The 14703-nt window shown below is 72.5% G+C and carries 15 protein-coding genes; 9 read left to right on the forward strand and 6 right to left on the reverse strand.

Features of this window, described 5'->3' with window-relative positions; genetic code table 11:
- The 5 genes from ACWEQL_RS16435 to ACWEQL_RS16455 all read left to right on the forward strand — a co-directional run.
- The coding region (locus ACWEQL_RS16435; RefSeq protein ID WP_452150940.1) for an ATP-binding protein at positions 1 to 1206 on the forward strand (1206 nt) is incomplete at its 5' end.
- Positions 1203 to 1634, forward strand: coding sequence for a roadblock/LC7 domain-containing protein (locus ACWEQL_RS16440; RefSeq protein ID WP_452150941.1), 432 nt, complete (start codon positions 1203 to 1205; stop codon positions 1632 to 1634). The genes ACWEQL_RS16435 and ACWEQL_RS16440, both read left to right, overlap by 4 nt.
- Positions 1631 to 1984, forward strand: coding sequence for a DUF742 domain-containing protein (locus tag ACWEQL_RS16445; RefSeq protein WP_452150942.1), 354 nt, complete (start codon positions 1631 to 1633; stop codon positions 1982 to 1984). The genes ACWEQL_RS16440 and ACWEQL_RS16445 overlap by 4 nt, the downstream gene beginning before the upstream one ends.
- Positions 1962 to 2570 carry a GTP-binding protein gene (locus tag ACWEQL_RS16450; RefSeq protein WP_452150943.1) on the forward strand — a complete coding sequence of 203 codons (609 nt, stop codon included), beginning with the start codon at positions 1962 to 1964 and terminating at the stop codon, positions 2568 to 2570. The genes ACWEQL_RS16445 and ACWEQL_RS16450 overlap by 23 nt, the downstream gene beginning before the upstream one ends.
- Positions 2567 to 3790, forward strand: a complete 1224-nt coding sequence (locus ACWEQL_RS16455) for a cytochrome P450 (RefSeq protein WP_452150944.1) — start codon at positions 2567 to 2569, stop codon at positions 3788 to 3790. Before ACWEQL_RS16450 ends, ACWEQL_RS16455 begins: the two co-directional genes overlap by 4 nt.
- Positions 3791 to 3897: 107 nt before the next feature.
- Here ACWEQL_RS16455 and msrB read toward each other — a convergent pair whose 3' ends face one another.
- The 4 genes from msrB to ACWEQL_RS16475 form a co-directional block, all read right to left on the reverse strand.
- The gene (msrB, locus tag ACWEQL_RS16460) at positions 3898 to 4302 is read right to left on the reverse strand and encodes a peptide-methionine (R)-S-oxide reductase MsrB (RefSeq protein WP_452150945.1); all 405 of its coding nucleotides are present in this window, start codon (positions 4300 to 4302) and stop codon (positions 3898 to 3900) included.
- A gap of 39 nt (positions 4303 to 4341) precedes the next feature.
- A complete protein-coding gene (gene murC / locus ACWEQL_RS16465; RefSeq protein ID WP_452150976.1) occupies positions 4342 to 5724 on the reverse strand; it encodes a UDP-N-acetylmuramate--L-alanine ligase in 1383 nt (460 codons plus the stop codon).
- Between the two features lie 300 nt (positions 5725 to 6024).
- Entirely contained in the window at positions 6025 to 6486 is a 462-nt protein-coding gene (locus ACWEQL_RS16470) for an indole-3-glycerol phosphate synthase (RefSeq protein WP_452150946.1), read from the reverse strand.
- Between the two features lie 127 nt (positions 6487 to 6613).
- Positions 6614 to 7390: a pyrimidine reductase family protein gene (locus tag ACWEQL_RS16475; protein WP_452150947.1), complete on the reverse strand. Its 777-nt coding sequence runs from the start codon at positions 7388 to 7390 to the stop codon at positions 6614 to 6616.
- 112 nt (positions 7391 to 7502) lie between these two features.
- On the opposite strand from ACWEQL_RS16475, the gene zapE reads away from it, so the two are divergent.
- From zapE to ACWEQL_RS16495, 4 genes are all read left to right on the forward strand, one after another.
- Positions 7503 to 8531, forward strand: a complete 1029-nt coding sequence (zapE, locus tag ACWEQL_RS16480; RefSeq protein ID WP_452150948.1) for a cell division protein ZapE — start codon at positions 7503 to 7505, stop codon at positions 8529 to 8531.
- Between the two features lie 36 nt (positions 8532 to 8567).
- A complete protein-coding gene (uvrB, locus tag ACWEQL_RS16485) occupies positions 8568 to 10658 on the forward strand; it encodes an excinuclease ABC subunit UvrB (protein ID WP_452150949.1) in 2091 nt (696 codons plus the stop codon).
- Positions 10659 to 10937: 279 nt separating this feature from the next.
- On the forward strand, positions 10938 to 11519 hold the full coding sequence (locus ACWEQL_RS16490; RefSeq protein ID WP_452150950.1) for a TerD family protein: 582 nt from the start codon (positions 10938 to 10940) through the stop codon (positions 11517 to 11519).
- A 351-nt stretch (positions 11520 to 11870) separates the two neighbouring features.
- Positions 11871 to 12854, forward strand: coding sequence for a TerC family protein (locus ACWEQL_RS16495; RefSeq protein ID WP_452150951.1), 984 nt, complete (start codon positions 11871 to 11873; stop codon positions 12852 to 12854).
- Positions 12855 to 12931: 77 nt separating this feature from the next.
- Here ACWEQL_RS16495 and ACWEQL_RS16500 read toward each other — a convergent pair whose 3' ends face one another.
- Both ACWEQL_RS16500 and ACWEQL_RS16505 read right to left on the reverse strand, forming a co-directional pair.
- A complete protein-coding gene (locus ACWEQL_RS16500; protein ID WP_452150952.1) occupies positions 12932 to 13585 on the reverse strand; it encodes an MBL fold metallo-hydrolase in 654 nt (217 codons plus the stop codon).
- A 55-nt stretch (positions 13586 to 13640) separates the two neighbouring features.
- On the reverse strand, positions 13641 to 14429 hold the full coding sequence (locus tag ACWEQL_RS16505; protein WP_452150953.1) for a maleylpyruvate isomerase family mycothiol-dependent enzyme: 789 nt from the start codon (positions 14427 to 14429) through the stop codon (positions 13641 to 13643).
- Between the last annotated feature and the right edge of the window lie 274 nt (positions 14430 to 14703).

A 14703-nucleotide genomic window follows, 5' to 3' on the forward strand; every position in this document is an offset into this window, starting at 1 on the left:
GTGCGGCGGCCAGCGGCGGATCTGCGGGTCGTGCTCGACCCGGATGTCCTGGATGTCCAGGCGCTCCAGTCCGTGCTGGACGCCTGCGCCGCGGCCGTCACCGACGAGCGCGAGCGGGTGGACGCCGCCGCCCGGGCCTCGATGCGCGGTGCCACCTCCAAGATCCAGACGCTGCTGTACCAGATCCAGAGCCTGGTCCAGCAGGTGCAGCACGAGAACGACGACCCCCGGCTGCTGGAGGTCGACTTCCGCAACGAGCTCGCGCTGCGCCGCATCCAGACCATCGCGGTGCTCTGCGAGGCCTGGCCGGGTCTGGCCCGGACCGACTCGCCGCTGGCCGAGGTGGTGGCCGGGGCGCTGTCCCGGGTGCCCGGTTACGCGCGGATCAAGGTGGCCAACCACCTGCGGGAGTCCCGGCTGGCCGTGGTCGCCCGGGCCGCCGAGCCGCTGGCCATCGCGATCGCCGAGCTGATGGCCAACGCCACCGCGTACTCGCACCCGGAGACCGAGGTGCCGGTGACCGTCCAGCAGGGCGGCCGCAGCGCGCTGGTGATCATCGACGACAGCGGCATCGGCATGGAGGAGGACCAGCTCGGCCGGGCCCGACGGCTGCTGGCCGGCCCGTCCGAGGTGCTGCTCACCGAACTGGGCAACCCGCCGAAGACCGGCTTCGCGGTGGTCGGCAAGCTGGCCCGGCAGTACGGTTTCGCCTGCCACATCGAGCCCTCCCCGTACGGCGGCATGCGGATCATGGTGCGGATCCCGGCCGCGCTGCTGACCGTGGTGGCCGAGGAGCAGCCGCTGTCGGTGCTCAGCCCGCAGCCGCTGCGGGCCACCCCGGAACCCGCCGTCCCCGCGGCGATCGCGCCGCTCTCCCCGCCCGCGCCGCTCTCCCCGGCCACCCCTTCGAACGTCCACGCGATGCCCATCGGGCCCGCCGACGGCAGCGGCCTGCCCAGCCGACGCCGGCGCCAGCCCGTCCAGCAGCAGTCCCAGCCCCACACCACCACCCCCGAAAGCCTGCCCGGGCGCACACCCGACCGCACGCCCGAACAGGCGGCGGAGCGCTGGCAGGCGCTGCAGCAGGGCACCGGCTCCGGCCGGGCCGCCGTCGCGGAGGCCGAGCGGCACGCCGCCGCGGGCCCCGGCCCGGACCCCGCGACGGACGCAGCAGATCCCGAGGCCCCCGAAGGAGCACAGCAGTGAGCACCCCCAGCCGTACCGCCGCCGACGAGATCTCGTGGGTGCTGACCCCGCTGCTGGAACTGCCGGGGGTGCTGCACGCGGTCATCGCCACCGGTGACGGTCTCGTCGAGGGCGCCTCGGAGCGGCTCGGCCGGGACTCCGCCGAGCGGGTCGCCGCCATGACGGCCACCGTGCACGCCGCCGCCCGCGCCTTCACCACCGCCTTCACCGACGTCGAGCAGCCGAAGCTGTCCCAGACGGTGGTGGAGTCCGATCTGGGCTTCGCCGTCGTGGTGCCGGCGGGGGAGAACACCTCGCTCGCGGTGTTCACCACGCCGGAGGCCCAACTCGGCAACGTGGCCTACCAGATGCAGGTCCAGGTGGCCGCCCTCGCGCGCGCCATGGCCTCCCCCGCCCGGCACCAGGACAGCGCCGCCGCCCGGTCATGACCGGCGTCCCCCGTCGGCGGATGGTGCCGGCCTACCTGGCCACCGGCGGCCGCAGCCGGCCCAGCAAGGACAGCTTCGACCGGCTCACCGTGCTGTACGCGGCGGCGGCCGAGGCCCCCGCGGACCTCGGCGGTGAGCACCGCCGGCTGTGGGAGCTGCTGCGGCCGGGCGCGCTGACCGTGGTGGAGGCGGCGGCGCACCTGGGGCTGCCGGTCAGTGCCACCGTCTTCCTCGCGGCGGACCTGGTGGACGCGGGCTGCCTGCAGGCCCGTAGCCCCATCCCCCGCGCCCAGCAGACCGACCGCTCCGTCGTCGAGAGGCTCCTCGTTGGACTCCGTGCCCTCCGCTAAGCACATCGGGTACCTGCCCGACCGGGACCAGACCCTGATGAAGCTCGTGGTGGCCGGCCCGTTCGGGGTCGGCAAGACCACGCTCATCAGGACGCTGTCCGAGATCGCCACCCTGCACACCGAGGAGGCGATGACCGAGGCCGGCGCCCCGGTGGACGACAACGCCGGGCTGCCGGACAAGTCCACCACCACGGTGGCGGTGGACTTCGGCCGCCTCACCCTGCCCGGCAACGTGGTGCTCTACATGTTCGGCACCCCGGGGCAGCGCCGGTTCTTCCCGCTCTGGCACGACATCGCGCGCGGCGCCCTGGGCGCGCTGGTGCTGGTGGACACCCGGCGGCTCGGCGACTCCTTCGAGATCATGGACATGGTGGAGGAGCGCGGCCTGCCGTACGCGGTGGCGGTCAACCGCTTCCCCGACGCGCCCGAGCACTCGCCCGAGGTGCTCCGCGCCCACCTCGACCTGCACCCGGACACCCCGCTGCTGCTCTGCGACGCCCGCGAGCGCGAGGCCAGCCTCGACGCGCTGATCGCGCTGGCCGAGCACGTCCTGGACCGTCTGCCCACCCCTCAGGAAGTGTCATGACCTCCCCGGGAACCACCCTGCCCGCCGACGGCGGCACCCGTCCGACCCAGCTCTACGGGCCGCTCTTCGCGGCCGACCCCCGGCTCGTCTACGAGCGGCTGCGCAAGCGCCACGGGGCCGTCGCCCCGGTGGAGATCGCGCCCGGCGTCGAGGCGTTGCTGGTCGTCGACTACCAGGCCGCGCTGGACCTGCTGAAGGACACCGACACCTTCTCCAAGGACTCCCGGGAGTGGCAGCGGACGGTCTCGCCGACCAACCCGGTGCTGCCGGTGCTCGGCTACCGGCCGACCGCCTTCTTCAGCGACGGCGACGTGCACGCCCGCTACCGCAAGGTGATCACCGACGGGCTGGCGCTGATCGAGCCGCACGTGCTCCAGCGCCGGGTGACCGAGGTCGCGCACGCGCTGATCGACCGCTTCGAGGGCACCGGCAGCGCCGACCTGATCGCCGAGTACGCGCGGCAGCTGCCGGTGTTCGTCTTCAACACCTGGTTCGGGGTGCCGGAGGAGCACGCGGACCGGCTGGTGGCCGGCATCTCCGGGATGATCGAGTCCACCGAGAAGGCCGTCGCCGCGTACGGGGACCTGGTCGCGGTGGTCACCGGGATGGTCACCGAGCGGCGCGAGCGGTCCCGGCGGGACCTGACCTCCTGGTTCGTCGACCACCCGGCCGGGCTGGACGACGACGAGGCGGTCCGGCAGATCACCCTCACCATGATCGCCGGGCACGAGCCCACCACCAACCTGATCGGCAACGCCCTGCTGCGGGTGCTCACCGACGCCCGGTACGCGGGCTCGCTGTTCGGCGGCGCGATGACGGCGTACCAGGCGATCGACGAGGTGCTCTGGCACGAGCCGCCGATGGCCAACCTCTCCGCCCACTACCCGCGTTACGACCTCACCTTCCACGGCCGGGAGCTGAAGGCGGGCCAGCTGGTGCTGGTCTCGTACGCGTCCGCCAACGCCCAGGCCGCCCCCGACCCGGAGACCGTCCAGCGGCAGAGCGGCGCCAGCGCCCACCTCGCCTGGGCGGCCGGGCCGCACGCCTGCCCGGCCCGGGACCCCGCGCTGCTGATCGCCATCACCGCGATCGAGCAGTTGACCAGCCGGCTCACCGACCTGGGGCTCGCCACCGCGGCGGAGGAGCTGCTGTGGCGGCCGGGCCCGTTCCACCGGGCCCTGGTGCACCTGCCGGTGAACTTCGCGCCGGTCCGGCGGTGACCGCCCGCCGGTGAGAAAGGGCCGTCGCCCGCCGGTGACGAGAAGCCGTCGCCCGCCGACGACGAAGGGCCCGGGACGGATCCCGGGCCCTTCCTCGTGCGCGGACGCTACTCGGCCGGCCGCAGCGTCAGCGAGACGCTGTTGATGCAGTACCGCTGGTCGGTCGGGGTGCCGTAGCCCTCGCCCTCGAAGACGTGCCCGAGGTGCCCGCCGCAGCGCGCGCAGCGGACCTCCACCCGGCGCATGCCGAGCGAGGTGTCCTCGATGTACTGCACCCGGTCCTCGGCCAGCGGCGCGTAGTACGAGGGCCAGCCGCAGTGGCTGTCGAACTTGGTCTCCGAGCTGAACAGCTCCGCCCCGCAGGCGCGGCAGCCGTACACGCCCACCGTCCTGGTGTCGGTGTACTCACCGGTGAACGGGCGCTCGGTGCCGGCCTCGCGGAGGACGTGGTACTCCTCGGGGCTCAGCTGGGCGCGCCACTCGGCGTCGGACTTCTCGATCTCGTAGCTCATGGTCGCTCCAGGGACGACGAGGACGTCTCGGACGACGTCTCAGACGTTGGTGGCAACGTTCGCGAGGCGGCCCAGAATTTCGGGGCCGAGGTTGGTGACGTCGCCGGCGCCCATGGTGAGCAGCAGGTCGCCCGGGCGGGCCAGCGAGGCCAGCAGGGCGGGGGCGGCGGCGAAGTCGTGCTCGGCGGTGACCTCGGCGCCGGCCCGCTTCGCCGCGTCGATGATCAGCTCGCTGGTCACGCCGGGGATCGGGTCCTCGCGGGCCGGGTAGATGTCCAGCACCACCGAGGCGTCGGCCAGCGCCAGGGCCTGTCCCATCTCCTCGGCCAGCTGCTGGGTGCGGCTGAACAGGTGCGGCTGGAAGACCACCAGCACCCGGCCCTCGGCCGCCTCCCGGATCGCCTCCAGGTCGGCCGCCATCTCGGTGGGGTGGTGGGCGTACGAGTCGATCACCTGGACGCCGGCCGCCTCGCCCTTGAGCTGCAGGCGCCGGCGCACGCCGGTGTACGCGCCGATCGCCTTGGCCAGGTCGGAGGCGGGCACGCCCAGCGCCACGCCGGCGGCCAGCGCGGCCACCGCGTTGTGCGCGTAGTGGCGGCCGGGCACCGAGACCGTGAAGGCCAGCTCGACGCCGTCCAGCAGCACGGTGACCTCGCTGGTCATGCCGCGGGCGGTGACCGAGAGCACCCGGAGGTCGGCGTCCTCGGCGGCGCCGACGGTGACCACGTTCAGGCCCTCGCGGCCGGCCAGCCGGGCGGTCAGCTCGCGGGCGCCGTCGTGGTCGGCGGAGATCACCAGGGTGCCGCCGGGGACGATCCGGCCGGCGAAGACCTCGAAGGACTCGTAGATCTCCTCGATCGAGGCGTAGTTGGCGTGGTGGTCGAGCTCCACGTTGAGCACGATCGCCACCTCGGGCGCGTACTTGTGGAAGCTGCGGTCGCTCTCGTCCGCCTCGGCGACGAAGATCTCGCCGGTGCCGTGGTGGGCGTTGGAGCCGGGCGCGTCGAGGTCGCCGCCGATCGCGTACGAGGGGTCCAGGCCCAGCTCGCCGAGGGCGACGGCGAGCATGCTGGTGGTGGTGGTCTTGCCGTGGGTGCCGGCCACGGCCAGCGCCCGGCGGCCGCCCATCAGCGCGGCCAGCGCGTCGGAGCGGTGCACCACCGGGATCCCGCGCTCGCGGGCGGCGGCCAGCTCCGGGTTGTCGGCGCGGATCGCGCTGGAGACGACGATGCTGCTGGCACCGTCCGGGACGTGCTCGGCGGCGTGGCCGATGTGCACCCGGGCACCGAGGGCGCGCAGCGCGAGGACGGTCTCGGACTCCTTGGAGTCACTGCCGGAGACCGTGGCGCCGCGCACCGCGAGGATCTTCGCCAGTCCGGACATGCCGGCCCCGCCGATGCCGATGAAGTGCGGGGCGTGCAGGTCGTGCGCGGCGTCGTTCAAGGCGGGGCTCCGTACGGGCGGGGACAGGCGAGGGGTACTGCGGGGTACTGCGAACCGTCCTCGCGGCCGCGCGGACGCGCGGGCACGTGGACCCCCGGCCGGGCCGGGGCGGACCGAGCCGGGCCCAGACGGACCGGGACGAACCGCAAGGACGATTCTGCACCACCGGCGACGGGCCCCTCGCCTCCCGCCTCCGGCCGGGAGGCGCCCCCGGCCCGAGGGCGGGCGGGGAGGCGGGCCCCAGGCCCCCGCCTCCGGCCGGGAGGCGGGGGGAGAGGGTCAGGAGTCGCTGGCGAACAGCCGCAGCACCGGCACCCCGACCTTGTGCCGGGCCTGGGAGGCCCAGTCGCGGTGGAAGAACTCCTCCACGAAGTGCGGCGAGGTGAGCACCACCACCTCGTCGGCGTCGTGCTCCTCGACCACCGACCGCAGACGGTCCAGCGGTTTCTCCTCGACCAGTTCGCCCACCGCCTCGGCCCCCGCCTGTCGCAGGTGGCGCAGGCTGTGCTCCAGCGACTCGCCGGCCACCGTCGGGCCGGTCCCGGTCTCGTCGTGCTCGTGCACCACCTTGTCCAGGTGGCCGAGGGCGACGTCGTCGAGGGCCCGCAGCAGCTCGTCCTGCTTGCCGCGCGGCTGCATCAGGACGACGAAGGAGACCTTCTCCTCGCTGTGGAGGGTGGTGACCAGCTCCACGTCGGCGTCGGAGAGCGCCTTTTCGATCATCAGTACCGTCTTGAACACGTGAGTCCCTTCCAGTGGCCGGCCCCCGGGCCCGGCTTCGGATCCCATACTGCCCAGCGGAAGCTTTCCGCACGCTGCGCACACGGCACTCGGGCCACACCGGCACCGGCGGCGGGTGGGAGCGGGATCAGGGTCCGGAGGGGACCGGCTGACGCAGGTAGCGGGTGAAGAGGAATCCTTTCTGCTCGATCAATGAGACCAGTCGCATCCGCTGCACGTCCGGCATGTGCGCCTCGTGGACGATGCGCGGCGCGTCGCCGGCCGTGATCAGAGGGGCGACCGACAGGCACAGCTCGTCCACCAGCTCCGCGGCCGCCAGCTGCCCCAGCAGCCGCGGCCCGCCCTCGGTCAGCAGCCGGGTCCAGCCGCGCTCCGTCAGCGCGGCCACCGCCGCCCGCAGGTCCACCGAACCGCGGCCCGCCGTGATCACGTCCGCCACCTCGGCCACCGCGGCCACGCTCGGCCCCGGCGCGTCCTCGGTCGTGATCACCACCGTCCGCACCAGCGGCTCGGTGAACAGCGGCGCCGCCAGGTCCAGGCCCAGCGACCGGGTGACGATCGCGATCACCGGCACCGGCGCCCGGCCGGCCGCCGCCCGGGCCGCCGCGAACTCGGCCCTGACCCGCGCCGGCCGGTACCCCTCGGCGCGGACCGTCTCCGCGCCCACCAGCACCACGTCCGCCAGCGCCCGCAGCACCCCGAAGATCCGCTTGTCGGCCTCCGAGGAGAGCCCCTCCGACAGGCCGTCCAGCCGCGCGCCGCCGTCCAGCCCGGCCACCATGTTGGCCCGCAGCCACGGCCGCCCGTGATTCACCTGGTCGGGGTACGCGTACACGGCCGCCAGCGACTCCAGCGAGGCCGGATCGTCGACGGGATGGCCCAGCGGGCTGATCAACTGCTGCATGCCCCCAGTGTTCCACCGGGGCCTCCACCAGGGCTTCCGGCCGGGCGGCCCCGCGGCAGGCGTACCCTCTACTACCGTGCCCGCAGCCCCACGCCCCGACTCCATAGCGACCGTGACCGCCACCCCCGTCGCGCTCACCGACCGCAGCCCGGTCGTCGCCCCCGAGCGCCTGGTCGCCGAGATGGTCCCCCCGCCGCGCTTCTCCGACGTCAGCTTCGGGACGTACATCCCGGACAGCGGCCAGCCCAGCCAGTACGAGGCCGTCCAGGTCCTCGAACAGTTCGCCGGCACGCTCAACGGCGGAAACGGTTCGGCGCCCAGGCGCAGCTGGTTCCGCCGCGGCGCCCCCGCGCCCACCGGACCGGCCGGCGTCTACCTCGACGGCGGCTACGGCGTCGGCAAGACCCACCTGCTCGCCTCGCTCTGGCACGCCGCCCCCGGCCCCAAGGCCTTCGGCACCTTCGTCGAGCTCACCAACCTGGTCGGCGCGCTCGGCTTCCAGCAGGCCGTCGTGACCCTCTCCGGGCACCGGCTCCTGTGCATCGACGAGTTCGAGCTCGACGACCCGGGCGACACCGTCCTCGTCTCCACCCTGCTCGGGCGCCTCGTCGAGAACGGCGTCAAGCTCTGCGCCACCTCCAACACCCTGCCCGAGAAGCTCGGCGAGGGCCGCTTCGCCGCCGCCGACTTCCTGCGCGAGATCCAGGGCCTGTCCGCGCACTTCCGCCCGCTGCGCATCGACGGCCAGGACTACCGCCACCGCGGCCTGCCCGACGCCCCGCCGCCGTACGCCGACGCCGAGGTCGACGCGGTCGCCGCCCGCACCCCGGGCGCCTCCCTGGACGACTTCGGCGCCCTGCTCGCCCACCTCTCCGCCGTCCACCCCAGCCGCTACGGCGCGCTGCTGGACGACGTCACCGCGGTCTGCCTGCGCGGCGTCCAGCAGGTCCAGGACCAGTCCACCGCGCTGCGCCTGGTCGTCCTCGCCGACCGGATGTACGACCGCGAACTGCCCGTCACCGCCTCCGGGATCCCCTTCGACCAGGTCTTCCCCGAGGAGATGCTGCGCGGCGGCTACCGCAAGAAGTACCTGCGGGCGGTCTCCCGACTGGTCGCCCTCGCCCGGGACAGCGCCAAGTAGGCCACCCGTGTCAGTGGTGGGTCGTACGGTGGACACGTGCGACCCATCACGAGCATTGAGCGGTCAGTGGCGCCCTTCGAGGTCGTCAGCCCCTACCAGCCCAACGGCGACCAGCCGGCGGCCATCGCCGAGCTGGAGCGCCGGATCCGGGCCGGCGAGAAGGACGTCGTCCTGCTCGGAGCCACCGGCACCGGCAAGTCGGCCACCACGGCCTGGATGATCGAGAAGCTCCAGCGCCCCACCCTGGTGATGGCGCCGAACAAGACCCTGGCCGCCCAGCTGGCCAACGAGTTCCGCGAGCTGCTGCCCAACAACGCCGTCGAGTACTTCGTCTCGTACTACGACTACTACCAGCCCGAGGCGTACGTCCCGCAGACGGACACCTACATCGAGAAGGACTCCTCGATCAACGAGGAGGTCGAGCGGCTGCGCCACTCCGCCACCAACTCGCTGCTCACCCGCCGCGACGTGATCGTGGTCGCCTCCGTCTCCTGCATCTACGGCCTCGGCACGCCGCAGGAGTACGTCGACCGCATGGTGCGGCTCAAGGTCGGCGAGGAGATCGACCGCGACGCCCTGCTGCGCCGCTTCGTCGACATCCAGTACACCCGCAACGACCTCGCCTTCACCCGCGGCACCTTCCGCGTCCGCGGCGACACCATCGAGATCTTCCCGGTCTACGAGGAGCTCGCCGTCCGGATCGAGATGTTCGGCGACGAGATCGAGGCGCTCTACACCCTGCACCCGCTCACCGGCGAGATCATCAGCCAGGACGACTCGGTGTACGTCTTCCCCGCCTCCCACTACGTCGCCGGCCCCGAGCGCATGGAGCGCGCGGTCAACGACATCGAGAAGGAGCTGGAGCAGACCCTCGCCCGCATGGAGAAGCAGGGCAAGCTCCTGGAGGCCCAGCGGCTGCGGATGCGCACCACGTACGACCTCGAGATGCTCCGCCAGATCGGCACCTGCTCCGGCGTCGAGAACTACTCGATGCACTTCGACGGCCGCGAGCCGGGCTCCCCGCCCAACACCCTGCTCGACTACTTCCCGGAGGACTTCCTCCTGGTGATCGACGAGTCGCACGTCACCGTGCCGCAGATCGGCGCCATGTACGAGGGCGACGCCTCCCGCAAGCGCACCCTCGTCGAGCACGGCTTCCGGCTGCCCTCCGCCATGGACAACCGCCCGCTCAAGTGGGAGGAGTTCCTGGGGCGGATCGGCCAGACCGTCTACCTCTCCGCCACCCCCGGCAAGTACGAGCTCTCCCGCGGCGACGGCCAGGTCGAGCAGATCATCCGCCCCACCGGCCTGATCGACCCCGAGGTCATCGTCAAGCCCACCGAGGGCCAGATCGACGACCTGGTGCACGAGGTCCGCAAGCGCGTGGAGAAGGACGAGCGCGTCCTGGTCACCACCCTGACCAAGAAGATGTCCGAGGACCTCACCGACTACATGCTCGGCCTCGACATCCGGGTCCGCTACCTGCACAGCGACATCGACACCCTGCGCCGGGTCGAGCTGCTGCGCGAGCTGCGCGCCGGCGAGTACGACGTCCTGGTCGGCATCAACCTGCTCCGCGAGGGCCTCGACCTCCCCGAGGTCTCCCTGGTCGCCATCCTCGACGCCGACAAGGAGGGTTTCCTGCGCTCCGGGACGTCCCTCATCCAGACCATCGGCCGCGCCGCGCGCAACGTCTCCGGCCAGGTCCACATGTACGCCGACCGGATCACCCCCGCGATGGAGCTCGCCATCGAGGAGACCAACCGCCGCCGGGCCGTCCAGCAGGCCTACAACGAGGAGCGCGGGATCGACCCGCAGCCGCTGCGCAAGAAGATCGGCGACATCCTCGACACCCTCACCCGCGAGGACCTCGACACCGACGAGCTCCTCGCCACCGGCTACCGCGGCCAGGGCAAGGGCAAGGCGCCCGTCCCGGCCCTCGGCAAGGAGCGCAAGGCGCCCACCAGCATGCCGGCCACCGAGCTCGCCGACCTCGTCCAGTCCATGACCGAACGCATGCACGCCGCCGCGGCCGACCTCCAGTTCGAGGTCGCCGCCCGGCTGCGCGACGAGATCAAGGAGCTCAAGCGGGAGCTGCGCCAGATGCGCGAGGCCGGCCTGGCCTGACGGCCCGGTCGTCGGGACGCGGTGCGGCGGCGCGCCGGGCTTGGCCGGATCCGGCACCGGTCAAGCCCGGGGGTGTCTCAGCCTTGCCACAAACGGGTACGCCCGCGACGAAGTGCCGCCGTCCAGGCCCTAGGCTGGCCTGCGGATGCGGCTCCACCGAGGAGCCGAGAGCATCAGGGGGGCCTCAGCCGGGGGACGGCAACGGGGTGTTCCACCGTGTGTTCCACCGTGGAGCCGTCGCGGGGCCGATCGCGCGGCCGGACTGAGAGGAAAGCACCAGTGTCGGTGAACCTGGCCAAGGGCCAGCGGGTCAGCCTGCAGAAGGGTTCGGGCGAGTCGCTGACCGTCGTACGGATGGGACTCGGCTGGAAGGCGGCGCCCAAGCGCGGCCTGTTCGGCAGCCGGACCCGGCAGATCGACCTGGACGCCTCGGCGCTGCTCTACGCCGAGAGGACCCCGTCCGACGTGGTCTTCTTCCAGCACCTGGAGAGCAACGACGGCTCCGTGCGCCACACCGGGGACAACCTGGTCGGCGGCGCGGGCGCCGGCGGCGACGACGAGTCCATCCTGGTCGACCTGGCCCACGTCCCCGACCACATCACGCAGATCGTCTTCACCGTCAGCTCCTACACCGGCCAGACCTTCGCCGAGGTGCAGAACGCCCACTGCCGTCTCGTCGACGAGTCCACCGGCACCGAACTCGCCCGCTACGAGCTCGCCGGCGGCGGCCCCCACACCGGTCAGATCATGGCCAAGGTCTTCCGCGAGCCCGAGGGCGGCTGGGGCATGCAGGCCATCGGGGCGCCCGCCCGCGCCCGCACCTTCCAGGACATGCTGCCCGCCATCGAACCGTTCCTCTGATCCCCCGGCGGCGCGCCGCCGCGGTCCAGGGCCTGTCCGGGGAGGGCGTCCCGTCCACCGGCAGGCCCTTCTCGTCACCGCTACGGTTCCTGTACGAACCATCGGCGGTCGGATGATCTCCGGACCGCCGCCGACCGGGTGTGCCCTTTACCTTCTTTACCTTCTCTTGGGCTGTCTGTTATTGTCGACGGGAGCGGAGGGGAGTATTCCCTCGCAGTTGTCCCGTCATCACGGACGTCCTCGAAGCGACGTCCCGGGGCGCTGGTCCGTCGGCCCCGGTGGGTCCGGCGGGCGGAAGAGACCTCCGGCAGTGACGATGAACTGTCTCGCCTACCTGCCGGAGGAGCAGTAGTGGACGTTTCCGTAAGCCTGTGGGTCGGCACGATCGGGGTGCTGGTCGCACTGATCGTGGCCGATTTCTTCATCGGCGGACGCAAGCCGCACGAGGTCTCGATCAAGGAGGCCGGGATCTGGACCGCGGTCTGGGTCGCGCTCGCGCTGATCTTCGGCGGGTTCCTCTGGTGGCACTCGGGCGGCACGCCCGCCGGTGAGTTCTTCGCCGGGTACATCACCGAGAAGTCGCTCAGCGTCGACAACCTGTTCGTGTTCATCCTGATCATGGGCAAGTTCGCGGTGCCGAGGGTGTACCAGCAGCGGGTGCTGATGTTCGGCGTGATCATCGCGCTGGTGCTGCGCGCGGTCTTCATCGCCGGCGGCGCCGCCCTGGTCTCCAACTTCTCCTGGATCTTCTACTTCTTCGGCGCGTTCCTGGTGTGGACGGCCTGGAAGCTGATCAAGGAGGCCCGCGCCGACGAGGAGGAAGAGGAGTTCGAGGAGAACCGCCTGCTCAAGTCCATCGAGCAGCGCTTCCCGTCCACCGACGTCTACCACGGCACCAAGCTCTTCATCCGGGAGAACGGCCGCCGGCTGATGACCCCGATGCTGATCGTGATGCTGGCGATCGGCACCACCGACGTCCTGTTCGCCCTGGACTCCATCCCCGCGATCTTCGGCCTCACCCAGGACCCGTACATCGTCTTCACCGCCAACGCCTTCGCCCTGATGGGCCTGCGCCAGCTGTACTTCCTGATCGGCGGCCTGCTGAAGAAGCTGGTCCACCTCTCGTACGGCCTGTCGGTGATCCTCGGCTTCATCGGCGTGAAGCTCGTCCTGCACGCGCTGCACGAGAACGGCGTGCCGGTCCCCGAGATCTCCATCCCGGTCTCGCTGGGCGTCATCGTCGTGGTCCTCGCCGTCACCACGGTCACCAGCCTGATGGCCTCCCGCAAGCAGTCCGAGGAGCCCGAGCCGACCCCCGAGCGCATCGAGGCCTGACCGCCCTCCCGCACCCCACGAGCGCCCGGCCGGAGCCCCTCCGGCCGGGCGCTCGCGCGTCCGGGGTCGGGCGGGGCTCACCAGCCGCGGTCGCGCCAGGTGGGGAGGTGGGGGCGTTCGGCGCCGAGGGTGGTGTCATTGCCGTGGCCGGGGTAGACCCAGGCCTCGTCGGGGAGGACGTCGAAGATCTTCTCGTTGACGTCGCGGAACAGGCTGTCGAAGGCGGCCGGGTCGCCCCAGGTGTTGCCGACGCCGCCGGGGAAGAGGCAGTCGCCGGTGAAGACGTGCGGGTGGCCCTGCGGGTCGTCGTAGACCAGCACGATCGCGCCCGGGGTGTGGCCGACCAGGTGCCGCACGGTCAGCTCGACCCGGCCGACGGTGACGGTGTCGCCGTCGTCCAGCGGCAGGTCGGTCGCCACCTCGATAGCCTCGGCGTCGATCCGCCCGGCGGCGGTCCGGGCGCCGGTGGCCGCGACCACCTCGGCCAGCGCGCCCCAGTGGTCGTGGTGGCGGTGGGTGGTGACCACCGTGGCGAGGCTCTCGCCGACGGTCTCCAGCAGCACCGGCGCCTCGGCCGCCGCGTCGATCAGCAGTTGCTCGTCGGTGGCCCGGCAGCGCAGCAGGTAGGCGTTGTTGTCGTACGGGCCGACGGCCACCTTGGTGACGATCAGGTGGGCCAGCTCCCGGACGTCCGGCGGTCCGCCGACCTTCACCGCTCCGTGGTACGTCATCCGTGCGCTCCTCGTGGTGTGGGTGTGCTGGGGCCCTCCAAGCATCGTCGCGCGCTCAGCCCAGCGGGGGAAGTCGGGGCAGTGCGGCGCGGGCGTCGGCGAGCTGGACGCCGCCCCGGTGGACCTGGAGGCCGTCGCCGCCGGAGCGGCCGGAGAGCCAGGCGGTGAGCTCCCGCAGCGGGCCCCGCGCGGTGAGCGCGTCCGCCGCGTCACCGCCGCCGATCAGGGCCCGGTGGGCGGTGTCCTCGGCGACCAGCTCGACCGCGGGCAGGTCGGGGGAGTCGGCCAGCCGGGCCGCCAGGCGGCGGAACTCGGCCGCCGCGAACCCCTCCGGCCAGTGCGCCGGGGTGTAGCCGGCGGCCAGGTCGACGTGGTGGTACTCCAGCTCGGCGTAGCGCTTCCAGGGGATCTCGGAGGCCTCGAAGACGTACCCGCTGCGGTGGCGCACCGGGGCCGTCCAGGCCTCGTCCGGCAGCAGCGCGGCGGCCGCGGTGAAGCGTGCGTCGGAGTCCCGCAGGTCGGCGAGCTGGACCTCGACCGGGCGGGGCGCGCCGGCGTCGATGTCCCCGTCGCGGGCGGCGTCGGAGGCGTACTGGGGGATGTCGGTGCCGGTGCGGGCGCCGTCCAGCAGGTTGACCAGCGAGTCGGCGTTGCGGGCGAGGTGGGCCAGTACGTGGCCGCGGGTCCAGCCGGGCAGCGGGGAGGGCTCGGCGACGGCCCCGGGCTCCAGCCCGGCGACGGTGTGCAGCAGCCGCCCGGTGGCCGCGGCGACCTCGCGCAGCCGTACGGTGGCGACGGCGGACGCGGCCGCGGCGGCCTCGTCGGGGGTCCTGGACTCGGTCATGCGCTCTCCCGGCGGAGGGTGGGGGACGTCGGGCGGCGCCGGGGCGTTGCCCCGGCGGGGGCTCGTTCGTTGACGTGGTGACGCTATCGCCGATCCCCGGCCCGAGCAGGGGCTTTTCCGGATCGTTCGAACGGCCGTCGGGGCGGGCCCTCACTCGTTCGGGTGGTCTCCACTGGACGAGCTCGATAATCGAACGCCTGAGCTATAGGCTGGCTGCCGCATCCTGGAAGAAGCACGCATCACTTTCGCAAGCCGTCTCGCACCGGAGAAAGGC

The organism is Kitasatospora sp. NPDC004240, assembly GCF_053603215.1.

Coding starts and splice junctions, on each gene's coding strand:
- ACWEQL_RS16445 (WP_452150942.1), top strand. CDS start 1,631: ATGACCGGCGTCCCCCGTCGGCGGATGGTGCCGGCCTACCTGGCCACC.
- ACWEQL_RS16500 (WP_452150952.1), bottom strand. CDS start 13,585: ATGACGTACCACGGAGCGGTGAAGGTCGGCGGACCGCCGGACGTCCGG.
- ACWEQL_RS16505 (WP_452150953.1), bottom strand. CDS start 14,429: ATGACCGAGTCCAGGACCCCCGACGAGGCCGCCGCGGCCGCGTCCGCC.
- ACWEQL_RS16475 (WP_452150947.1), bottom strand. CDS start 7,390: ATGCAGCAGTTGATCAGCCCGCTGGGCCATCCCGTCGACGATCCGGCC.
- ACWEQL_RS16455 (WP_452150944.1), top strand. CDS start 2,567: ATGACCTCCCCGGGAACCACCCTGCCCGCCGACGGCGGCACCCGTCCG.
- msrB (WP_452150945.1), bottom strand. CDS start 4,302: ATGAGCTACGAGATCGAGAAGTCCGACGCCGAGTGGCGCGCCCAGCTG.